This is a genomic window from Rhizobium sp. FG96 (assembly GCF_057808655.1).
Window position 1 is genome coordinate 246451 of the sequence record NZ_JBMDIL010000007.1, and the last position, 19947, is coordinate 266397.

A 19947-nucleotide genomic window follows, 5' to 3' on the forward strand; every position below is an offset into this window, starting at 1 on the left:
CTACAGCCGCCCTCTCGCCAATCCGGACGCCCATTCCGGGCGGCCGTTTGCTTTTGCGAGCTCCGACATCGCCATATGGTCATAGGCGACAGTGCGGAAATGGGCGGTCCAGCGATCTGCGCTCTTTTCGAGAATGGCGTAGCTTGCCATCGGATGGCCGTTCTCGACCTTGTGGAAATAGGGTTGATCGTCGTCATAAGCCGGGCAGCCGACGCTGCCGGGGTTGACGAGCAGGCGGCCGCCGGAGAGCGCGATGATCCGCGGCAGATGCGTATGGCCGCAGAGGATCAGCGGCTGCGTGATGCCTTCGGCGAGCGCTTCGATCTCGGCCTGTGCCTTCAGGGAAACACTGCCATCGGCGGCGACGGTCTCCGTCCAGTAGAGATTGTCGTTTCCGGGCGTCGCGTGGCAGAGGTAGACCTCGCCGCGATAGACAAGCTCGGCGGGCAGCGTGCGCAGCCAGTCGAGATGATACGGGGCGAGGTCATGGAACGCCGCCTCGTCGGACGTCTGCATATGCTCGGGTGAAAACTCGGTCAGGTAGCGGTCGTGGTTGCCGCACACCGTCGGCAGGTTCAGCGCGAGCAGACGGTCCGCGGTCTTGCCCGCCTCAAGTGGCCCACTGAAGCAGTCGCCGAGATTGACGATGTCGGTGACGCCCTGTGCCGCGATGTCGGCAAGTACCGCCTCCAGCGCCAGCGCATTGCCGTGGATATCGGCGATCGCCGCAAACCGCATCTTCAGCTCCCGCGATAGGTGGAATAGCCGTAGGGCGAGATCAGCAGCGGCACGTGATAGTGCGCCGTCGTGTCTGCTATGCCGAAACGGATCGGCACAAGATCGAGAAAGGCCGGATGCGGCAGCGCCGTGCCTGCAGCGCGCAGGTAATCGCCGGCATGGAAGAGCAGCTCATAGGTACCAGCCTTGAAGGCATCGCCGATCAGGATCGGCCCGCCATCGACGCGGCCGTCCGCATTGGTCTCGACGGTCTTGATATGTTTGCGCAGATCGCCATCGACTGCATAGAGGTCGATGCGCAATCCCTCAGCTGGTTTGCCGAGGGCAGTGTCGAGGACATGGGTGGTCAGTCCGGTCATAGGGCTGGCTCTCTGATGACGAAGGGCGTGTCGAAGAAGAATTCTTCCAGATTGTTTTCGATCCCGTCGCGATCGACGACGAGGAAGGTGCAGGGCTCGCCGAGCGACATCAGCGGATGATGCCAGACGTTGCGGCGGTAATTCACACCCTGATCGCCACGCGCCAGGAAAACCCGCGGCCGCCCGGGCTTGCCGCCCTCATCCTCGGAAACGACGACGAGAAACGGCCGGCCGGAGACCGGCGAGAAACTCTGGCTGCCGAAAGGATGTCGCTCCATCATCCCGACCTCGTAGGGAAAGGCACGCGGCTGGCCGCGGAAGAGATTGATGATCACGCGGGCGCCCTCGCCCGCAGCTTCCGCGGAGGCGAGTGCGTGGAACCGCTCCGTCGTGCCGCCATTGATGTAGCGCATCGTTTCCGGATGGGTTTCGATCACATCGCCGAAGGGCGCGAAGGCGGCTTTGGTGAGGGGGTGGATATCGAGGAATTCAGGCATCTGTCATTCGCCTTGGATCCGCCAGTGGCGAATGTTTTCAAGTTGGGTCACGAGGTCGGGCAAGGCCGTTCTTGCGGTCTGCCAGATCACTGGCAGTTCCGCCTTGTAGTAGTCATGGACGATCAGGTTCCGCATGCCCTTGATCCGCGTCCACGGAATTTCAGGATGGCTTTGCGGAAATCCGGGTTCGATCGCCGATATCCGTGCTGCTGCCTCGCCGACAAGGACCAGCGACATCGTCACGGCAAGCTGTGTTCTGATGTCCCCGAGGAACTGCGCCTCGCTCATCCCTTCGGTCAGATCAAACGCCGTCTGCGCGGCAGCCTGCATGCGATCGATATGCTCGAGAAGCCGCTCATTGCTCATATGGCGGACGCTTCCGAGAGAACGCGCGCCTTGATCTTGTCGGGCAGCCCGCCGGGGGTCACCAAATCCACCTTGACCCCGAGCATATCCTGCAACTCCTCCAGCAGCCCGCCGAGATCGAACAGCGTCGTTCCCGGCAGCGCATCGACGAGAATGTCGAGATCACTATCGGCCCGGTCTTCGCCGCGGGCCACCGAGCCGAAGACACGCGGGTTGGCCGCGTTGAAACGCTTCGTCGCGTCGCGGATCGCCTGCCTGTTCTTCTCCAGCACTTCCGATGGCTTCATCGCGAAATCTCCTGCGTGGCAGACTATAGGCGAGCCGAAAGGATGAGGAAAGAATTCCCCGTCATTCAGCGCGCCGGAAGCATGGCAGTCAGCCGCAGCAGCGCGATCTTCTCGACCTGCCCGGCCGCCGTCGAAAACTCGTCCGCGCGGCTGTTATCAATCCGCTTCTCGAAGGCTGCGAGAATATCGTCCTTGTTCAGGCCCTTGACCGCGATGATGAAGGGAAAGCCGAATTTCTCCGTGTAGCGGTCGTTGAGCTCGGTGAAGCGCTTGTGTTCTTCGGCGCTCAGCCGGTCGAGCCCGGCCCCCGCCTGCTCCTGCTTGCTGTCTTCGGTGAGTTCGCCTGATATCGCCAGACGTCCCGCCAGATCGGGGTGAGCGCGCAGCACGCCAAGACGCTCCGCCTCGCTCGCGGCACGAAAGACCGCCACCATCGGCGTATGAACGCGATCGGCCGTCAGCTCGCCATGGATGAAGCCGTCGTCATAGGCGCGCTCGGCGATGAAGGGCGAATGCTCGAAGACGCCGCCGAAGCGGGTGACGAATTCCTCCCGCGTGCTCATCAGATAGTCTCCGGCTTGTGATGCTCATGCCAGTGCCTGGCGATCTCGATGCGCTGCGGGACCCAGACCTTCTCGTGACCCAGCACATATTCCATAAAGCGCTTCAGCGCCGCGGCACGGCCGGGACGGCCCACGAGGCGGCAATGCAGGCCGACGGACATCATCTTCGGGCTGCCTTCCTTGCCTTCCTCGTAGAGCGTGTCGAAGGCGTCCTTCAGATAGGCGAAGAACTGGTCGCCGGAATTGAAGCCCTGCGGTGTGGCAAAACGCATGTCGTTGGTTTCGAGCGTATAGGGAATGATCAGGAACGGCTTGCCGTCCGCGCCCTTCACCCAATAGGGCAGATCATCGGCGTAAGAGTCCGACGAATAAAGGAAACCGCCCTCTTCCTGCACCAGCCGCAGCGTGTTGTCGGAGGGCTTCCCCTGGTACATGCCATAGGGGCGCTCGCCGGTCAGTTCGGTATGCAGGCGCACGGCTTCGAGAATGTGCTTGCGCTCCAGATCCTCGGGGAAATCCTTGTATTCTAGCCAGCGATAGCCGTGGCTGGCGATTTCCCAGCCGGCCTCCTTCATCGCCGCAACGGCTTCCGGATTGCGCGCCATGGCGAGCGTCACGCCATAGACTGTCGCCTGTATCTTCAGATCGGTGAACATCCGCCACAGCCGCCAGAAGCCGGCGCGCGAGCCATATTCGTAGATCGATTCCATGTTGAGATTGCGCTGGCCGGGCCAGGGCTGCGCACCGACGATCTCCGAAAGCAGGTTCTCCGAGGCCGGGTCGCCATCGAGGATCGAGCTTTCGCCGCCCTCTTCGTAGTTGATGACGAACTGCACGGCGGCATGCGCCCCGCCGGGCCATTTCGGATCGGGTGTGCTGCGGCCGTAGCCGACGAGATCGCGCGGATATGTATCGAATGCCATCAAATCACCTTCTCGAAGACAGGCGAAACGGTAGCACCCGGAGAGCGAAAGTCGAGCCGGAAATGTGCAAGAGACTTTCACGGAAATCGCGAAAGTCTCTCACGAAATCGCTCAGCTGAGGCCGATCGCCCTGAGGATCGCGACGCAGACGACGCCCGATGCCACCGCCGCCAGCATCGGCAGCCGAAGCGCGGCAAGCGCCGTCACCGCGCAGGCGATGGTCTCGGCGATGCCGGTCGCGAAGGCGGTCGGCGCCACGACCGCCATCAGAACCGCCGGCGGAATGGATTCGATCGCCTTGCGCCTGCTGCCTTCAAGCGAGACATGGCGAATGAGGATGAGACCGCTGATGCGCGTCAGGATGGTCGCCGCCGCCATCGCCAGGATCGCGAGCAGTGTGGAAAGATCGAGCGTCATGGCGTTACCTCGATGCGGCGCTTGCCGCTGAAGAGAGCGGTGACGAGACCGGCGAGCGCACCCGCAGCGATATACCAGACACCGGGAATGAAATGCTGGGTGAGCACGGCGGCCGCGCCGCTGGCGAGCAGCACCGCACCCGTCTCCGGCCCCTTCCAGAAGCCCATGACCAGCACGATGAAGACGGCGGGAAAGGCAAAGTCGAGGCCGAGCGTCACGGGATCGCCAAGGAACGCACCAAGCGTGGCGCCTGCCAGTCCCGAGATCACCCAGGCGAGATAGAAGGGTGTCGCCAGCCCCGCGAACCACGCAGGCGTCAGCCGCGCAACACCGGCCCGGAACTCCGCCATCGCCCAGATCTCGTCGGCAAGGAACAGCACGGAGAGATAGCGGGCGCGCGGCGGAAAGGCCTGCATCTTGGTGCCGATCGAGGCACCCATCAGCACGTGACGGATATTGACGAGCAGCGCCGCAAAACCCAGCCCCGCCCAGGAGGCCGGATGCGTCCAGATATCCATCGCCACGAATTGCGATCCGCCGGCAAAGACCAGCGCGCTCATCAGCCCGGTCTCGACGGGCGAGAGCCCCTTGGTGGCGGCCACCGCGCCGAAGACCAGCCCGATCGGGATGACGGCGGCGATCAGCGGCGCGATCGCCCGCATGCCGCCGGAAAATTCCGCCCAGAATTCATTCTTGTTCACGTTCAGAAACTCCGCTTGCTGCGGAGGTCATAGAGCCGCGCCGAAGCGGCGTCTTGAACGAAAGTGATTATCGGGCGCGGTACTGGCCGGGCGTTATCCCGGTGCGCGCCTTGAAGTGGCGGGTGAAATGCGCCTGGTCGGCAAAGCCGCATTCGAGCGCGATCTCGGCCGGCTGCTCGCCCGCCTGCAGCTTGCGCCGCGCGATCCGCACCCGGATGTCGGTGAGGAAGGCATGCGGCGTGATGTGGAATTCTTTGCGGAAGGCGCGGATCAGATGCGCGCGGCTGAGACCGGCAACGCCTGCGAGCTCCTCGAGCCCGATATCGGTCGCGTAGTTCTCCATCAGATAGTCGCGGGCCCGGCGCACTGCCGACCGCTCGTTGGTATCGACGGGCACGATGATCGAGCTGCCATGCTGGCGGAACATCGCGTCGAGCACCTGGAACATCGCCTGGCTGCTCTCCAGCGCCCCGCTGCCGATTTCGAGAATTTCATGCGCCTGCTGGAAGGCGGCCGCGAGCGTCGGATCGTGCAGGATCTGCTTACCGAAGGCGGGCGTGCCCTGAAAGCTCTTGCCGGTCACGTCTTCGAGGACTTCCCGGAACAGCGCCATGTCAGGATAGATCATCCGGTAGCGGTATCCGCCCTCGGTCGGCGCCCCGTCATGCGTCTCGCCGGGATTGATCAGATAGAGGTCGCCGGGGCCGGATGCCTCGCGCGTGCCGCGGATCGTGGCGATCTGGCTGCCGCTCTCGATGGCGCCGATGCTGAACGTATCATGCGCATGCGGCGCGAATTCGTGGGTCAGGAAGGTCGCGCTCAGGCATTCCATGCCGCCGAAACGGCGGTCGCGCCAGAAGCGCGTCGTCTCCGCGCCGGCAAGCGGCATGGCATCGGTTGCCTGTTCCTGCGAGATATTCTGCATCGCGCGGATATAGCACCAATCCGCGCCGGCTTCTTGAACAAAAGTGATCAGGCGATCTTGCGGGCGCTGACCTTGCCCATCGGGTGCAGCGAATGCACGCGGAAGGGACCGCCCATGCCCTCTTCCATCATCAGCGCGATGTTGGAGATCTGGATCGGATCGTTCAGCACCGGCTCGAAGATCGACCGCAGCGCCTGCTCGATGCGGGGCATGTCGACACAGTTGACCGGACCCGTGACCGGCATGTGGAAACGGAACTCGTCCATCACGTAAGGGTTGCCCCAGCGGTGCAGATTGGCGAATTGCGCCGCCGAGAGACCATCGGGATCGCTGCGCTCGATATCGGCTTCCGACAGAGGCGCGCGAAAGCGATCGAAATGCTGGACGATGGAAGATGCCAGATAGCGCACGTTCTCGCAGGGCAGCGTCGGCACCAGGCTGTAATAATTGCCGAGCCGGGCCACTTCGATGCGCGGCACGCTGAAAGGCTGGATCGTGCCGGAGAAACGCATCAACTCCCGCAAGAGTTGCGCTTCCGAAACATCCGCGGAAAGGTGGAACGGTGCTTTCAACACGCCATGAAATCCATAGCGGCGCGGAACTGCCGTGTGAAAGGCAATTTCGTGAATGCCGAGACCGCGAACGGCCGGCGGCTCCAGCATCTCGCCCGAAAAGACGTTACGGCCAAGCCAATTGGCCGCCACATGGCTGAGCGGATCGCTCGGCGAAGGCGTGAAGCAAATGGCATAACGCATGCGATTTCCTCCATCTGAGAGTGCAGTGCACGGCCGAATCCGGCACCGTCAATGCGCTAGCAGATAGGTGATTTGCATGACAGAATAACGAAATAAGCTCTGGACTAATTCACGTTTAGCGTGAAGCGGCCGTGATATGGCTGGAAAGCGCGAAACTATCCGGCAGGTCAAACCCTGCGGGCTGACCGGCAATTTCGCGAGTGACGCGTGCCGCCAGCCGGTGGGCGAGCCCGAAACTCACCTTGAAACCACCCGTCAGCGCATGGAGCCGGGGATGATCGGGATGGCGCCCCACCATCGGATCGCGATCGATCGCCTTCGGCCGCAACCCTGCCCAGCGTTCGACGACGGGCGCATCCGCCAACGCCGGCGCCATTTCGCGCGCCGCCGCAATCAACGGTTCCAGCTGGTCATCGGTGCCATAGGGATCGGCAAAGCTGTTCTCGCTGGTGCTGCCGATCGCGACATGGCCGCCTTCATGCGCCACGATATAGAGCCCGTCGCGGAAGATCACCGGAAGAGCTGGGTCGATATCGGCCTTCAGCAGCGCCGCCTGCCCCTTCACCGGTTGCCCGAGCGGTTGCGGTAGACCGGGATTGAAGTGCTGCAGGATCGGGAAGGATGCGTGCCCGGCCGCGATGATGCAGTGACCGAAATTGACTTCAGTACCATCAATCTCGGCGGCACCCGTCTCCATATCCAGCGAGCCAAGCGCCGCCATCTCGGCAATCCGCACATGCCGGGCCTGATCGAGAAATGCCTTGAGCGCCGAGACCAGCGATCGCGGCGCAACGCGGGCCGCCAGCGTGTCATGCACGAAGCCGCTCTCGCCCGCAGCTGGATCGATCCAGCCGCTGACGGCGGGTTGATCGGAAACATGCCAGTGAAACGCTCGTCCCTGCTGGTTCCAGTTGACCTCGGCATCGGCCGAATGCCGGAGCGCGATCGTCTTCAGATGCGGCTTCGGCAGCGGCATGATCCGGCCGGAGCGGCGGTAGCCTGCGGAAAGGCCGGTGGCGGATTCCAGTGCTGCGATCTCGGTTTCGAGGCTGAGCAGCGCGTCGAACTGGAACTGCTTCTTGGCATTCCACTTGTCCGGCATATGCGGCATCAGCACGCCCAGCAGGCCGCCGCTGGCGCCCCCGCCGATCCGCCCGGCATCGATCAACAGCGTGTCGATGCCCAGCCGCTCGGCATATACTGCCGCCCACAGGCCCATGATGCCGCCGCCGGCGATCAGCAGATCGGCGGATTGACCGGAGAGAAGCGCCGGACTATCGGCTTGTGGCATGACAGATATCGATCCCGATCAGATTGGCAGCAACAGCCAGCCGCTCGAATGGCGAGACGGCGATATGCCCTATTCGCAGGCCTTTGGCGATCACTTTTATTGCCAGACCGACGGCCGCCTCGAGTGCGGCCACGTCTTCCTTTCCGGCAACGGCCTGCCGGAGCGTTGGGCGGAACAGGACAATTTCCAGATCGGCGAGCTCGGCTTCGGCACCGGCCTGAACTTTGCCGAGACCTGGCGCCAGTGGAAGCTGCACCGCAGGGATGGCCAGCACCTGCATTTCATCTCCTTCGAGCTCTATCCGATGCAGCGCGACGAGATTGCCCGCGCGCTGTCGCACTGGCCGGAGATCGACGCCGAGCGCGACGGGCTGACCGCCGCCTGGCCCGATAGCCCGCAAGGCATCGTTAGTCTCGCTCTCGATCCGCAGACCCGCCTCAGCGTCGTCTGCGGTGCGGCACTCGATGGCGTCAGGGCCGCCGAACCGCGCTTTGACGCCTGGTATCTCGATGGCTTCGCCCCGTCGCGCAACGGCGACATGTGGTCGGAAGAGCTGATGCGTCTTGTCTGCGACAAGACCGTTCCCGGCGGCAGCTTCGCCACCTATGCCGCGGCCGGCTTCGTCCGGCGTAATCTCGTTGCGGCAGGCTTTGCCGTCGAGCGGCGAAAGGGCTTTGCTGGAAAGCGCGAAATGCTCTGCGGCCCGAAGGCCCTATAGGCCGGAGCGGCCCGGCAATGGCTCGCTCTTGCCGAGCCACAGCTGGATCTTCTCTTCCAGCAGCTCGGGGCTGATCGGCTTCGACATGTAGTCGTCCATGCCGGCATCGAGGCAGAGCTCGCGGTCGCTTTCCAGCGCATGCGCCGTGACGCCGATAATCGGCACGCGATGCCCCTGCCCGCGTTCGCGCGAGCGGATCGCCCGTGTCGCATCATGACCGTTCATCACCGGCATCGACACATCCATCATGATGATGCGCGGCGAATGCGCCTCCCAGGCATTGACCGCTTCCTGGCCGTTATTGACGACGAGGAAGCTCAGGCCCGTGCCCTGCAGGATCTGCGTGAAGACGATCTGGTTGACCTCGTTATCCTCGGCCACCAGCACGTCGATGAAATCGGCCTTGCGGCGCGGCGCTTCGATTTCCGGCTCTTCCGGCTCCGGCGGCTTGGCGGCGAGCTCGGCCTGCAGCCGGGCAAGCTCGGCTTCCGACGCCTGCTTGACGCGCTTGGCCCTGACAACCTCGACGATCGTGCCGCGCAGCAGATTGGCGCGCGCCGGCTTCATCAGATGCGCCTGGCCGTTCAGCGCCGCGAATTCCTTTTCCGAACCCGATATGTCCATCGAGGTCAGGAAGATGATCGGCAGGTTTTCGAAACGCCGGTCGGCGCGCAGCTTGCGCGCCACTTCGGCGCCGTTCATCTGCGGCATGTGATAGTCGAGCACCAGCGCATCGACCTCGACGCCCACCTGATGTGCCGCTTCGAGAATGGCGATCCCGGTCGCGCCGCTTTCCGCCGCCACGCCGTCGAAACCCCAGAGCGTCAGCTGTTCGCTGAGAATGCTGCGGTTCACGTCGTTGTCGTCGATGACGAGGATGCGCGCGCCGCGCACATTGACCGGCAGCGGCTTCGGATCGAGCTTGGCCGCCGCCACCGCGAACGGCAGGTTGACGGTGAAGACGGTTCCGCGCCCCGGTTCACTCTCCGCATGGATATAGCCGCCGAAGAGATCGACGAGACCGGCGGTGATCGCCAGTCCAAGGCCCGTTCCTTCGTGACGCCGCGTCGAGGAGGAATCGACCTGCGAGAACTTGTCGAACACCGATTGCAGCTTGTCGGTCGGGATGCCGATACCGGTATCCTCGATCCTGAGTTCCACCATGATCTCGCCGTCCGATCCCTGGCGGAAGCCGATATCGACGAAGACATGGCCCTTTTCTGTGAATTTGACGGCGTTGCCGACGAGATTGGTGACGATCTGCCGGAAGCGCCCGGCATCGCCGATCACGGCTGCGGGCAGGTTCGGATCGGCGCGAACGAGCAGCTCCAGGTCCTTCTCGGCCGCCGGCGAAGAGAGCAGCGTCGCCACATCCTCGACCGCCTCGACCATATCGAAGGCCGCCCTGCGCAGCTTCATCTGCCCGGCATCGATCTTCGAGAAATCAAGGATGTCGTTGATGATCGTCAGCAGCGCATTGCCGGATTTGACGATGATGTCGATGAAGGTCTTCTGGCGCGCATCGAGATCCGTCTTCGCCATCAGTTCGGCCATGCCGAGAACGCCGTTCATCGGCGTGCGGATCTCGTGGCTCATATTGGCGAGGAATTCGGACTTAGCGCGGTCGGCAGCCTCGGCGCGCGACAGCAGCCGTTCCAGCTCGCCCTCGCGTTGCTTCATTTCGGTGACATCGGTGAAGAGAGCGATCCAGTGGCCGCGCTCGCTGATCGTCGCGTCCATATTGACCCAGCGCTCGCCGGAAATATGGAAAACGGTGGTGATCGGCTGGCGCGTGGCGATGCTGCTGCGCCAGTAATGCAGCGTATCGGCCGCGGCACCGTTGAAGTCGCCGCGCTCGGCGCAGAAATTGAAGAGATCGATCCAGCCGCGCCCGGCGGCCAGATATTCCGGCGGGATCTGCAAGACGCCGGAGAGCGCATCGTTGGAAAGCTGGATGATGCCGTCCTGAACGATCGCCAGCCCCTGCGGCATCGCCCGCGTCGCATCGCGCATCAGTTCGCCGAGCGTCTCGATCGCCGCTTTGGCGTCATGGACTTCCTGCTCGCGCTGGCGGATGGCGCTGATATCGGAATAGGTCAGCAGGATGCGGTCGTCGGAGATGCGGCGGCTGTCGAAAATGATCGACTTGCCGCCCGACCAGTTGAGCTCCACCGGCTCCGGATCGTCGGCGGTCGAGAAGTGATGGCGCCGCGATTCCAGGATTTCTTCCGGCGTCTGAGTGTAACCGTAGCGCCCGAGCGCGTGATTGCGGCGGATCACGTCCATGAACGGCCGCCCGTCGAAACGGTCCTCGATCGGCAGATCGCTGATCAGGTAGAACTCGTCGTTGACGTAGAGGATATCGAGCTTGTTATCGAGGATCAGCACGCCGACCGGCAGCGAGCGCAGGATGCTCTCGATATCCCGGTGCAGCACTTCGGCATGCTGCTGCGATTGGATGAGCTCCGCCTCGCGCTCTTTCAGCGGCGAGATATCGGAGAAGGACCCGACGACATAGAGCTTGCCGTCGGGCGTCTGCACGCGGTTGACGCGCGACAGGATCGGATAGGACTTGCCGTCGGTGCTCGGCAGCTTGCCCTCGACCTCGGTCAACGAGCCGTTCTTCAGCGCCAGGCAGTTTTCTTCGTAGATGGCGCCGCCGCCGTCTTCGCCGAACATTTCGTGCTCGGTCAGCCCCAGCACCTTGGCGCGGTCGTGACCGGTGAAGGTCTCGTAATATTGGTTGGCATAGACGAGACGGTGCTGCTCGTCGCGGGCGAAGGCCGCAACCGGCAGATCTTCCATGATCGTGCGCAGCAGATCGAGCTCGGCAACGCTCTTGTGCCAGCCGGTCTCGGCGACATGCCTGGAGCCGCCGCGGTAGGCCGCATTGACGGCGAGCGGCCGCCCGTCATCGGCGAAGATGCCGACGGGGTGGTCGAGCTTTTCGATCGCCGAACGCACCCGCTCGAAATCGGCTAGCAGCGCCTGATCCGGACCGGAGGCGATAGGGCGGCGCGGCTGCGCCCGCTTCTCGAAAACGCCGAGCACATAGGCCCGCTCTTCCGATGGCATGAAGCTTTCGATCTGCACCCGCTCGTGACTTGTGGCCGCCCGGTCGAAGCAGATTGCGCTTTCCTCGGTGCCGAAGACCAGCGCCCGGCGCTCCTTGTCCTCGCGTTCGTCCTCTTCCGGCCGGTCGAGGACCTCGCGGCTGCGGCGGCCGATGAAATCGGAAATGTCGAGGCCGAAGAAATGCGCATAGGCGGCATTCACAGCGACATAGCGAAGCTCGCTGTTCTTCACATAGGCTGGCGTATCCAGATCCGCGATCCGGCTGCATGCCAGTTCCAGAAGGTTGCCTGCCGATGTCAAAAAGCGTCCACTCCCGCTGTGAATGAAATATTCACATCTGCAACCATAATGCCAAGTCGCTTAACAAGCTTTTAACCATAAAATCTTAGAGCGCGAGCGGCAGGCGCCAGAAGCGGCGTCAAAGTTGAATCAGAACGGCAGCGGCGGGTCTCATCCCCTTGCGTTCATTTGCCCTTTCGCCCTCACAAGAATGCGGCGAAACCCCGGCAATCATGACGAAAATTTAATTCCGCAAGCGCTTGTGCGACCATCAACGCGCCGCGATCGGGGCGGATTCTGACCATGGCTTCAAGACAAGCCTTGTACATGAAAGGAATTCGACATGTCCGTTCTTCATAAGACCATGGCGGCGGGCCTGATTGCGCTGACCTTTGCCGGCGCCACCTTCGCCACCACCGGAACAGCCAATGCCCGCGGCGGCGACGCCTTCTGGGGCGGTGTTGCCGGAGGCGTCGTTGGCGGCGTGGTCGGCGGCGCAATTGCCTCGCGCCCCTATTATCCCGGCCCCTATGCCTATTACCCGCCGCGGGCCTACCCGGCCTATCCGGCCTACTACGCGCCCCGCTATTGCCACACGGAATGGCGCTATGACCGCTGGGGCCAGCCCTTCCGCGCCGAAGTCTGCAGACGCTGAGTGACTGGCGGCGCCGCTTCCTCCCGGCGGCGCCGTCTTTTCCCTAGAACCAGAGATCGCGCACGCAGCGCCCCGTCGACGGCAGATCGGTGAAGGTCACCAACCCGTCGAAATGGTCGATCGCCAGATCTTCCACCGCCTCCGGCGGCGCAAGCCTGACATTGACCGCCATCCGCCGCCGTCCATCCGGTTCCAGCACCAGACCGCGCCAGGCGAGAACGCAGGCGCAGGCAGGGCAGAACAATATCTCCAGCGGCGACTTGTCCCTTCCCGAGCGCGTATAGGATGCCGTCGGTCCGTTGACCGCGACCCGCCCGCCTTCATAATCATAGGCCCAGAGCGTGCCATACCGGCGGCAGAGCGTGCAGTTGCAGGCCGTGATCGATCCCGGATCGCCTTCCAGCGTCCAGTGTGCCTTGCCGCAATGACATGAGCCGATCATCATCACGTGATCTCCTCCTTTGCAGTCGATGCGCCATCCTGCCGGAATGGACCGGCAACCGCAATCAGCCTTGATCCGGCTCAATGAGCCCGCGGCCCGCCTCGATCATAGTCGCCTCTTGCGGCCTTGCCGCATAGGAGGGCCATTCGATGACGTCGCCGATCCGCTCCATATTCGACGCGCTCGATCCCGGCGACGCGCTCGGCGAAATCCTCTTCGGATTAATCATGGCGCTGACATGGACCGTCGGCTCCCGGCTCGTCATGCATGAGGAAGGCCTCGAGGTGCGCGATCTCGTCGTCGCGACGCTCGGCTGCAACGCCGCCTGGGCGATCATCGATGCCGTCCTGTTCGTGCTCGGCACCAGTTTCTACAAGAGCCGGCGCCTGCGTCTCTTCCGGCATATCAAGGCCGCCCGCAACGAGGCGACGGCGCTTGCCGTGCTTGCCGAGGAATTTCCGATCGAGGACACCCCGTTCTCGGGAAAGACCGCCGATGCCGAAGCTCTCTACCGCTCGCTCCTGGCGCTGACCGCCCGCGCCGAGCCGCGTAAGGCATTGCTGACGAGAAACGATCTCCTCGCCGCCACCGGGATCGGCATCCTGGTTTTCGCAACCGCCATCCCCGCCGTGATCCCCTTCTTCCTGATCGCCGATGCCGAACTGGCGCTGCGCGTCAGCAACCTCGTGCTGATCGCCCTGCTCTTCATCACCGGCTATGCATGGGCAAGTTTTTCCGGTGGCAGACCGCTCTATGCCGGGTTGACGATGACCGGTCTCGGCCTCGTACTCGTGCTGATCGCCGTCGCGCTCGGCGGCTGACGCATACAGCAAAAGCACGGCACTCGCGCATCGATGGTGTGTCGTCCCTGCATCATTCTCTGCAAAGTAGAAAAGATCCGGTTGGCAAGACCGGATTTGTCCGGTACAAAATCTCCATCGCTGCAGATCAAACAGAGGAGGCGTTGCATGACATCAGTATTCATCGAAACCCTCCCGTCCGGAATGATCCGACACTAGGTCATTCCAATTCGCGGCCCGCCCAGGGCACGCGGCAAGCGGTTTTAACGTCTTTCACAGCGCCACCGATCTGCCGGGGTTATTTCGTCTCCCGTTCCGGCTGTGTCTATTCACTCTCGATTTTGGGGCCGGCTGCCCTCGATATGGCGCCGGACTGGTAAAATGACTCGCAAGAAGCTCGACTTCCGTGCCGATGCTTATCGCAACGTGCTCGGCTTTGTTTTTCGTCAATGGACGCATCGCCCTGCCCTCGTCGGCAGCATTATCCTGCTGGTCATCGCCAGCACGCTCGCCGAAGTCCTGGTCCCGGTCTTCTCCGGCCGGATCGTCGATGCGATCGCCGGCGGCAATGCGGCCGACGGCGCAATCCGCGCCTTCGTCGTCGTCGCGGCGCTCGGCCTCACCAGTGTCGTGCTGCGCTGGTTCATCTTCAACGGCATCATCCGCCTGACGCTGCGCATCATGGCCGATGTCGCCAATAGCGGCCTCCACAAGGTGCAGCGTTTCTCGACCGATTGGCATGCCAACAGCTTTGCCGGCTCGACGGTGCGCAAGATCACCCGCGGCATGTGGGCGCTCGACGCGCTGAACGACCTGTTGCTGGTCGCGCTTCTGCCGTCGGTCGTCATGCTCGCCGGCGCCAGCATCGTGCTCGGCAGCTACTGGCCAGTCATGGGCCTCATCGTGGCGGCGGGATCGTTGATCTATATCGGCGTCACGGTCATCCTCTCGATGGGCTATGTCTCGCCTGCGGCCAAGCTCGCCAATGCCTGGGATACCAAGCTCGGTGGCGCGCTTGCCGATGCGATCAGCTGTAACTCGGTGGTCAAGGCCTTCGGCGCCGAAGACCGCGAGGAAGAGCGCCTGAGCCACGTTCTCGCCAAATGGGACAGCCGCACGCGACGGACCTGGCGGCGCGGCACGCTGAACGGCACGATCCAGGGCTTCATGATGGTCTCGATGCAGGCAGGCATCCTCGGCACCGGCCTCATCATGTGGCAGAAAGGCCTGGCGACGCCGGGCGACATCACCTTCGTGCTGGCGATGTTCTTCGTGCTGCAGGGATATCTGCGCTCGGTCGGGCAGGATATCCGCAACCTGCAGCGCGCCGTCAACGACATGGAAGAGCTGGTGCTGCTCGACAAGACGCCGCTCGGCATCGAGGACAGGCCGGACGCCAGGGCGATCGCCATCGGCAAGGGCGAGGTCATCTTCGATCGCGTCACCTTCCAGTATGGCGCCCATCCGACGCCGCTTTATGACGACTTCTCCGTCGCCATCAAGCCGGGAGAGCGCGTCGGTCTGGTCGGTCATTCGGGCTCGGGCAAGACGACCTTCGTCAAGCTCGTCCAGCGCCTCTATGACGTCAATTCCGGTTCGATCCGGATCGACGGGCAGGATATCGCCAAGGTGACGCAGTCGAGCCTGCGCGGCCAGATCGCCATCGTCCAGCAGGAACCGATCCTGTTCCACCGGACGCTGGCCGAAAACATCGCCTATGGCCGGCCGGAGGCATCGAGACGCGAGATCGAGGACGCCGCGAGACAGGCAAGCGCCCATCACTTCATCATGAGCCTTCCTAAGGGCTATGAGACGATGGTGGGCGAGCGCGGCGTCAAGCTGTCGGGCGGCGAGCGCCAGCGCGTCGCCATCGCCCGCGCCTTCCTTGCGGATGCGCCCGTGCTGATCCTCGACGAGGCGACGTCCAGCCTCGACAGCGAGAGCGAAGTGCAGATCCAGCAGGCGATGGAACGCCTGATGGAGGGACGCACGACGCTGGTGATCGCCCACCGCCTGTCGACCGTCAGGGCACTCGACCGCCTGCTGGTCTTCGACAAGGGCAGGATCGTCGAGGAAGGCGACCACCAGTCGCTCGTCCGCCTCAACAACGGCATCTACCGCCGGCTGTTCGAGCGGCAGGCGCTGGAGCTCACCAAGGGCCTGGTGGCATAAACCCGAAGCACCGGAGCATAAGCCTCCGGTGCTTCGACCCCTCAGGATTTCCGCGTTAGACCCAGGACATCCTGCATGTCGTATTCGCCCGGCGCTCGCCCCATGACCCAGCGGGCGGCAGCCAGTGCGCCGCGGGCGAACATGCCGCGGTCGAGCGCCGAATGCGACAGCGTCAGCACTTCCTCTCCGGCTGCAAACATGACGCTGTGCTCGCCGACAATGCCGCCGCCGCGGATCACCGAAAAGCCGATTTCACCGGCCGGGCGCTCGCCGGTCATGCCGTCGCGGCTGCGCCGCTCGACGGATGAGAGCGCCACACCGCGGCCACCGGCGGCGGCTTCGCCGAGCATCAGCGCCGTGCCGGATGGCGCATCGACCTTGCGGCGGTGATGGGCCTCGAGGATTTCGATGTCCCAGGTTTCAGCGGGCAATGTGCCCGCGACCTGCGCGACGAGGCCGACCAGCATGTTGACGCCGATCGAGAAATTGCCGGAGCGGACGATCGCGACCTTGCTGGCCGCCCTGTTGATCCGTTCAAGCTCATCCGCCTCGAAGCCCGTTGCACCGATCACCAGCGCCGGTCCGTTTCTCTCCGCGCAGAGTTCGGCCAGTTCGGCCGCCGCCGATGCCGTGGAGAAATCGAGGATCACGTCCGCCGTCTCTATGGCCACGGAGCGATCGACAAGCCCGTCGCCGCCGGTCCGGCCGATGCTGCAGACGTGAGCAAAGGCAGGATCATCTGCAAGCGCGGCAAGAATGGCGCGGCCCATATGACCCCGGGCGCCGCTGACGGCAATTTTGACAGGTAAGGTCACAGCATCTCCATCCGCATAGGGGCAAACCGAAGCGCCGGCGCGCTTCGAACCCTGCGATATGGCAAAACGGCAGCCTTGCCTACCGTCACGATGAAGACGGTTAGCCAAAGCGCCCGGCCCGCGGCGCGGCCCGGGCATTCTGATCGCTTACCACTTCACGCGGATACCGGCGGTGCCGCCGAGCGCATAGCTGCTGCCGACATTTTCGAGCGAGGACCGGGCGGTCGCTTCGCCGTAGACGGAGGTGCGCTCGTCGTTCCAGCTATAGGAGCCGCCGAGCGTCAGACCGGCCGAGAGGCGATCGTTTTCCGTCTTGAAGCGCAGGCCCGCGACATCGACCGCCGTTCCCTGCAGGAACGCGTAGTAGAGGTTGGCGGAACCGTAGAGCTTGGCATGAACGGTCTTGCCGTCGGCTTTCTCCCAGCTCTCGTCACGATCGAAGGCAATACCGGCGCGGCCGTTCAGGCTGTCGCCGCGATCGAGCGAAACCGGCGCGCCGAAGGCGTCATGGAAGTCGTCGAAATCGATCGACGAATAGATGAGCTGCGCCTGCGGCGTGATCGACCACGAACCGGCCGAGGCAAAGCGGCGCCCCGCCTCGATGCTGAGCGTCGATCCGAAGCCGCTATTGCCGCCCTTCAGGTCGGCATTGGTGAGATCGGATTTCAGCGTCGTGTCATAGAGGGTGAACTGCCCCTGCGCGTCGGCGTAGAGGCCGTCCGCGCCATACCAGGTGAGCGTCGCGCCGACGCCCTGGCCCATCGTCTCGATCTTGCCGTCGCCGTAGATCGAGCTGACATCGCCCGTGATCGTGCCGAAATGCGCCGTCAGCCCACCGATCAGCAGGCCCTCGGCGCTCTGATAGAGCTCGCCGTCGACACCGCCTTCGGCCTTCCAGAGATCGTAGTCATAGGTAGCGCCGCTGGTGCTGGAGGCCGGATCGACGCGGCCATACAGGCCCTCGGTGCGCATCCACACGCCATCCGGACCGTTTGCCGCGACAGGATCGCTGCCGGTCTCCCAGTAGCGGTCGCCGACGCGCTGCTGCAGCGTGCCTATGGCGTTCAGCTGCTGCAGCATCTGCGGATAGACCTCGTAAATCGGCACGCCCGCCTGATAGAGCGGCGCCGTCGATGTCGCAATCAGCACCGAGCGCAGATACCAGTCGCCATCGGCAGGCGTCGCGATGCCGTTCTGATAGAGCCGGTAGGCATAAGCGCCGCCGACGACGGCCTGGTCGCCGTTATAGACATAGTCGCCCTGCAGCGTGAAGCTGCCGGCGGACGTGCCGCCAACATCGATGATCTTGATGCCCTCGACCGTCTGCGCCCCCGCGCCACCGGCATTCGTCACCCGCACGGTGGTCGCCCCCGCCGTGTTGCCTGTGACAACCAGCTGGCTGGTCGCCGACGTATCGCCGCCGAGCACCGACTGGATATCGAGCACGCCGCTATTGCCGGTATAATCGCCCGAGATCGTCAGTGCGCCCGTGGCACCGCTCCCTGCCACGATGGTCCCCGAATTCGTCACATTGCCGAAGATCGTGCCGCTGCCGCCAAGCGTCGCGAGGTTGGTAATGTCGCCGGTGACGCTGTCGGTTGCATCATCGCCGATCAGCAGCGTGCCGTCGGAGACGGTCCAGTCCGTCGTGGCCGTGCCGACGCCGTCGAACAGCCAGGTGCCGGTACCGGTTTTCTCGAAGATATCGAAATTCCGATACTGCGCGGCCACGCCGATCGAGGCGATGTCGAACGTATCCGTGCCCGCGCCGCCGATGCGCAGCGTATCATCGAGCGTCGCGTTGCCGATGACGTTGCCGTTGATGGTGGAACCGGCCTGGAGCTCCAGGGTGAAATTGGATGTTGCATTCGACATGACGATCGCGTCCGTCATGCCGCTACCGGCACTGATCGTGCCGCTATTGACGATGGTGGCGTCCGCCATCTGTACGGAGATGGCGTAGGCATTGCTGCCGCCCTCGATCGTGCCCGTACTGTTGTTGATCAGCGTCCCGTTGGCCCGGAGCTGCACGCCCTCACCGGTGAAGACGCCTCCATTGACACCGTCGCCGCCGCGGATGGTGCCATTGTTGGTCAGCGTGCTGAGGGCGCCTGCCGGACCGCCGACGAACACGCCGAGTGCGCCATTGCCCGTGGCGCTGCTTCCGCCCTGGATGAGCCCGTTATTGGTGACATTGGTACCGCGCTGCGCCTGGATAGCGAAGCCGCCGCTCCCGGCGCCGGAATTGGAGCCGCCGGTCACCGTGCCGTTGTTGACGAACGTCGTCCCGTTCAGGTTTGCGCCGGCGCTCGTTGTGGACGAGCCGTCGGGTCCGCCCGTTATCGAGCCGTTGTTGACCAGAGACGAGGGACCGGTGTTGCTGATGACGATACCGCGTTCGGCCGTCGCACCTGCAATCGATCCCTCGATCGTCAGCGTCTGCCCACCGGTGTTGGTGAACTGAAGATTGCCGATAGCAAAACCTTGAGTATCGATGGTGATCGGCTTCGTCGGCGTCGGCAATATTGAGCCGGTTGTCGAGAACCCCGCCGTCAGCTTGATCGTCGCCGTGGCGTCGCCATCGGCATTCGCCGTGTTGATCGCATTACGCAGTTCAGTATCGTTGCTGACCAGATACTCGGCCCCGAGGGCCGGGGATGCCAGACAGCTGCCGAGCAGCAACGCGGCCAAGCTTACGCCTGCGAGAAGAGTCTGCTTTTCGAAAAACCTGATGCCGGGGGTGGCGCTCACGAATATCTCCATAAAGTTGATTCTAATATGAACAATTACACGTCTTGAATACGCTCCCCCTGCCCGCGTTCGGCCGATCCGGCAAGCAACCATTAGGTTGCAAAGCGACAAACATTTTCCAAAAAACGACAGAATGTTGCGGCGCAGCAACAGAGTTTTCGACTATTAAACTTTTGTAAATCAATATGTTAAGACATTGGTAATCTTCCGAACTATATTAGAAAAATCATATGTCGCATCCGTACGCCGGAAAGCGCCTTTGCCCGCACACGCTGCAAGGAGCGGACGACATGGAACGCACTAACTGGTTGAAGTTGGCAACGTTCCGCGGATCACAGTGGCGAGGCCTGAAAATCAGGCTGACATCGCCGCCCGCTCCGTCGCTCACGGCAAACCGCAAAGCAGCCATGCACCTCAT

General features: G+C 63.3%; 20 protein-coding genes. 4 read left to right on the top strand and 16 right to left on the bottom strand.

Going from position 1 to position 19947, the window contains the following annotated elements; translation table 11 throughout:
- From ACODR6_RS16300 to ACODR6_RS16355, 12 genes are all read right to left on the bottom strand, one after another.
- On the bottom strand, positions 1–738 hold the full coding sequence (locus ACODR6_RS16300; RefSeq protein ID WP_489023002.1) for a metallophosphoesterase family protein: 738 nt from the start codon (positions 736–738) through the stop codon (positions 1–3).
- A gap of 2 nt (positions 739–740) precedes the next feature.
- A complete protein-coding gene (gene uraH, locus ACODR6_RS16305; protein WP_489023003.1) occupies positions 741–1097 on the bottom strand; it encodes a hydroxyisourate hydrolase in 357 nt (118 codons plus the stop codon).
- On the bottom strand, positions 1094–1594 hold the full coding sequence (locus ACODR6_RS16310; RefSeq protein ID WP_489023005.1) for an ureidoglycolate lyase: 501 nt from the start codon (positions 1592–1594) through the stop codon (positions 1094–1096). The genes uraH and ACODR6_RS16310 overlap by 4 nt, the downstream gene beginning before the upstream one ends.
- Before the next feature lie 3 nt (positions 1595–1597).
- Positions 1598–1960 carry a HepT-like ribonuclease domain-containing protein gene (locus ACODR6_RS16315; RefSeq protein ID WP_489023006.1) on the bottom strand — a complete coding sequence of 121 codons (363 nt, stop codon included), beginning with the start codon at positions 1958–1960 and terminating at the stop codon, positions 1598–1600.
- Entirely contained in the window at positions 1957–2247 is a 291-nt protein-coding gene (locus tag ACODR6_RS16320; RefSeq protein ID WP_112719466.1) for a nucleotidyltransferase family protein, read from the bottom strand. Before ACODR6_RS16320 ends, ACODR6_RS16315 begins: the two co-directional genes overlap by 4 nt.
- 65 nt (positions 2248–2312) lie before the next feature.
- Positions 2313–2810 carry a 2-oxo-4-hydroxy-4-carboxy-5-ureidoimidazoline decarboxylase gene (gene uraD, locus ACODR6_RS16325; protein WP_489023009.1) on the bottom strand — a complete coding sequence of 166 codons (498 nt, stop codon included), beginning with the start codon at positions 2808–2810 and terminating at the stop codon, positions 2313–2315.
- Entirely contained in the window at positions 2810–3733 is a 924-nt protein-coding gene (puuE, locus tag ACODR6_RS16330) for an allantoinase PuuE (protein WP_489023011.1), read from the bottom strand. The genes uraD and puuE overlap by 1 nt, the downstream gene beginning before the upstream one ends.
- A 111-nt stretch (positions 3734–3844) precedes the next feature.
- Complete coding sequence (locus ACODR6_RS16335) at positions 3845–4150, bottom strand: AzlD family protein (protein WP_112719469.1); 306 nt, start codon at positions 4148–4150, stop codon at positions 3845–3847.
- Positions 4147–4812 carry an AzlC family ABC transporter permease gene (locus ACODR6_RS16340; RefSeq protein WP_130278535.1) on the bottom strand — a complete coding sequence of 222 codons (666 nt, stop codon included), beginning with the start codon at positions 4810–4812 and terminating at the stop codon, positions 4147–4149. Before ACODR6_RS16340 ends, ACODR6_RS16335 begins: the two co-directional genes overlap by 4 nt.
- Before the next feature lie 106 nt (positions 4813–4918).
- Positions 4919–5776 (bottom strand): AraC family transcriptional regulator, encoded by an 858-nt coding sequence (locus ACODR6_RS16345; RefSeq protein ID WP_489023013.1) that lies wholly within the window; start codon positions 5774–5776, stop codon positions 4919–4921.
- Positions 5777–5823: 47 nt separating this feature from the next.
- A complete protein-coding gene (locus ACODR6_RS16350; protein WP_112719472.1) occupies positions 5824–6531 on the bottom strand; it encodes a DUF1045 domain-containing protein in 708 nt (235 codons plus the stop codon).
- Positions 6532–6646: 115 nt separating this feature from the next.
- Entirely contained in the window at positions 6647–7822 is a 1176-nt protein-coding gene (locus ACODR6_RS16355) for an NAD(P)/FAD-dependent oxidoreductase (protein ID WP_489023015.1), read from the bottom strand.
- Here ACODR6_RS16355 and mnmC2 point away from each other — a divergent pair.
- Positions 7821–8540 (top strand): tRNA (5-methylaminomethyl-2-thiouridine)(34)-methyltransferase MnmC2, encoded by a 720-nt coding sequence (gene mnmC2 / locus ACODR6_RS16360; protein ID WP_489023017.1) that lies wholly within the window; start codon positions 7821–7823, stop codon positions 8538–8540. The genes ACODR6_RS16355 and mnmC2 overlap by 2 nt on opposite strands.
- Here the strand turns inward: mnmC2 and ACODR6_RS16365 are convergent.
- Positions 8535–11915: a response regulator gene (locus ACODR6_RS16365; protein ID WP_489023019.1), complete on the bottom strand. Its 3381-nt coding sequence runs from the start codon at positions 11913–11915 to the stop codon at positions 8535–8537. The genes mnmC2 and ACODR6_RS16365 overlap by 6 nt on opposite strands.
- A 322-nt stretch (positions 11916–12237) precedes the next feature.
- On the opposite strand from ACODR6_RS16365, the gene ACODR6_RS16370 reads away from it, so the two are divergent.
- Complete coding sequence (locus ACODR6_RS16370) at positions 12238–12549, top strand: hypothetical protein (RefSeq protein ID WP_130277718.1); 312 nt, start codon at positions 12238–12240, stop codon at positions 12547–12549.
- Positions 12550–12592: 43 nt separating this feature from the next.
- Here ACODR6_RS16370 and ACODR6_RS16375 read toward each other — a convergent pair whose 3' ends face one another.
- On the bottom strand, positions 12593–12994 hold the full coding sequence (locus ACODR6_RS16375) for a GFA family protein (protein ID WP_489023021.1): 402 nt from the start codon (positions 12992–12994) through the stop codon (positions 12593–12595).
- Between the two features lie 146 nt (positions 12995–13140).
- Here ACODR6_RS16375 and ACODR6_RS16380 point away from each other — a divergent pair, with 146 nt between their 5' ends.
- Positions 13141–13812 carry a VIT1/CCC1 transporter family protein gene (locus ACODR6_RS16380; RefSeq protein ID WP_489023022.1) on the top strand — a complete coding sequence of 224 codons (672 nt, stop codon included), beginning with the start codon at positions 13141–13143 and terminating at the stop codon, positions 13810–13812.
- A gap of 360 nt (positions 13813–14172) precedes the next feature.
- Complete coding sequence (locus ACODR6_RS16385; RefSeq protein WP_489023024.1) at positions 14173–15963, top strand: ABC transporter ATP-binding protein; 1791 nt, start codon at positions 14173–14175, stop codon at positions 15961–15963.
- A gap of 41 nt (positions 15964–16004) precedes the next feature.
- On the opposite strand, the gene dapB is transcribed toward ACODR6_RS16385, so the two are convergent.
- Both dapB and ACODR6_RS16395 read right to left on the bottom strand, forming a co-directional pair.
- Positions 16005–16778, bottom strand: a complete 774-nt coding sequence (gene dapB, locus ACODR6_RS16390; RefSeq protein ID WP_489023025.1) for a 4-hydroxy-tetrahydrodipicolinate reductase — start codon at positions 16776–16778, stop codon at positions 16005–16007.
- A gap of 147 nt (positions 16779–16925) precedes the next feature.
- Positions 16926–19529 (bottom strand): autotransporter family protein, encoded by a 2604-nt coding sequence (locus ACODR6_RS16395; protein WP_489023027.1) that lies wholly within the window; start codon positions 19527–19529, stop codon positions 16926–16928.
- Positions 19530–19947: the final 418 nt, after the last annotated feature.

Excerpts from the sequence above, each read along its gene's own strand:
- ACODR6_RS16345 (WP_489023013.1), bottom strand. The coding sequence starts at position 5,776 with ATGCAGAATATCTCGCAGGAACAGGCAACCGATGCCATGCCGCTTGCC.
- ACODR6_RS16340 (WP_130278535.1), bottom strand. The coding sequence starts at position 4,812 with ATGCGGGCGATCGCGCCGCTGATCGCCGCCGTCATCCCGATCGGGCTG.
- ACODR6_RS16385 (WP_489023024.1), top strand. The coding sequence starts at position 14,173 with ATGACTCGCAAGAAGCTCGACTTCCGTGCCGATGCTTATCGCAACGTG.
- ACODR6_RS16380 (WP_489023022.1), top strand. The coding sequence starts at position 13,141 with ATGACGTCGCCGATCCGCTCCATATTCGACGCGCTCGATCCCGGCGAC.
- ACODR6_RS16300 (WP_489023002.1), bottom strand. The coding sequence starts at position 738 with ATGCGGTTTGCGGCGATCGCCGATATCCACGGCAATGCGCTGGCGCTG.
- ACODR6_RS16355 (WP_489023015.1), bottom strand. The coding sequence starts at position 7,822 with ATGCCACAAGCCGATAGTCCGGCGCTTCTCTCCGGTCAATCCGCCGAT.
- puuE (WP_489023011.1), bottom strand. The coding sequence starts at position 3,733 with ATGGCATTCGATACATATCCGCGCGATCTCGTCGGCTACGGCCGCAGC.
- ACODR6_RS16335 (WP_112719469.1), bottom strand. The coding sequence starts at position 4,150 with ATGACGCTCGATCTTTCCACACTGCTCGCGATCCTGGCGATGGCGGCG.
- ACODR6_RS16320 (WP_112719466.1), bottom strand. The coding sequence starts at position 2,247 with ATGAAGCCATCGGAAGTGCTGGAGAAGAACAGGCAGGCGATCCGCGAC.
- ACODR6_RS16375 (WP_489023021.1), bottom strand. The coding sequence starts at position 12,994 with ATGATGATCGGCTCATGTCATTGCGGCAAGGCACACTGGACGCTGGAA.
- uraD (WP_489023009.1), bottom strand. The coding sequence starts at position 2,810 with ATGAGCACGCGGGAGGAATTCGTCACCCGCTTCGGCGGCGTCTTCGAG.
- mnmC2 (WP_489023017.1), top strand. The coding sequence starts at position 7,821 with ATGACAGATATCGATCCCGATCAGATTGGCAGCAACAGCCAGCCGCTC.
- ACODR6_RS16370 (WP_130277718.1), top strand. The coding sequence starts at position 12,238 with ATGTCCGTTCTTCATAAGACCATGGCGGCGGGCCTGATTGCGCTGACC.
- ACODR6_RS16315 (WP_489023006.1), bottom strand. The coding sequence starts at position 1,960 with ATGAGCAATGAGCGGCTTCTCGAGCATATCGATCGCATGCAGGCTGCC.
- uraH (WP_489023003.1), bottom strand. The coding sequence starts at position 1,097 with ATGACCGGACTGACCACCCATGTCCTCGACACTGCCCTCGGCAAACCA.
- ACODR6_RS16350 (WP_112719472.1), bottom strand. The coding sequence starts at position 6,531 with ATGCGTTATGCCATTTGCTTCACGCCTTCGCCGAGCGATCCGCTCAGC.
- ACODR6_RS16310 (WP_489023005.1), bottom strand. The coding sequence starts at position 1,594 with ATGCCTGAATTCCTCGATATCCACCCCCTCACCAAAGCCGCCTTCGCG.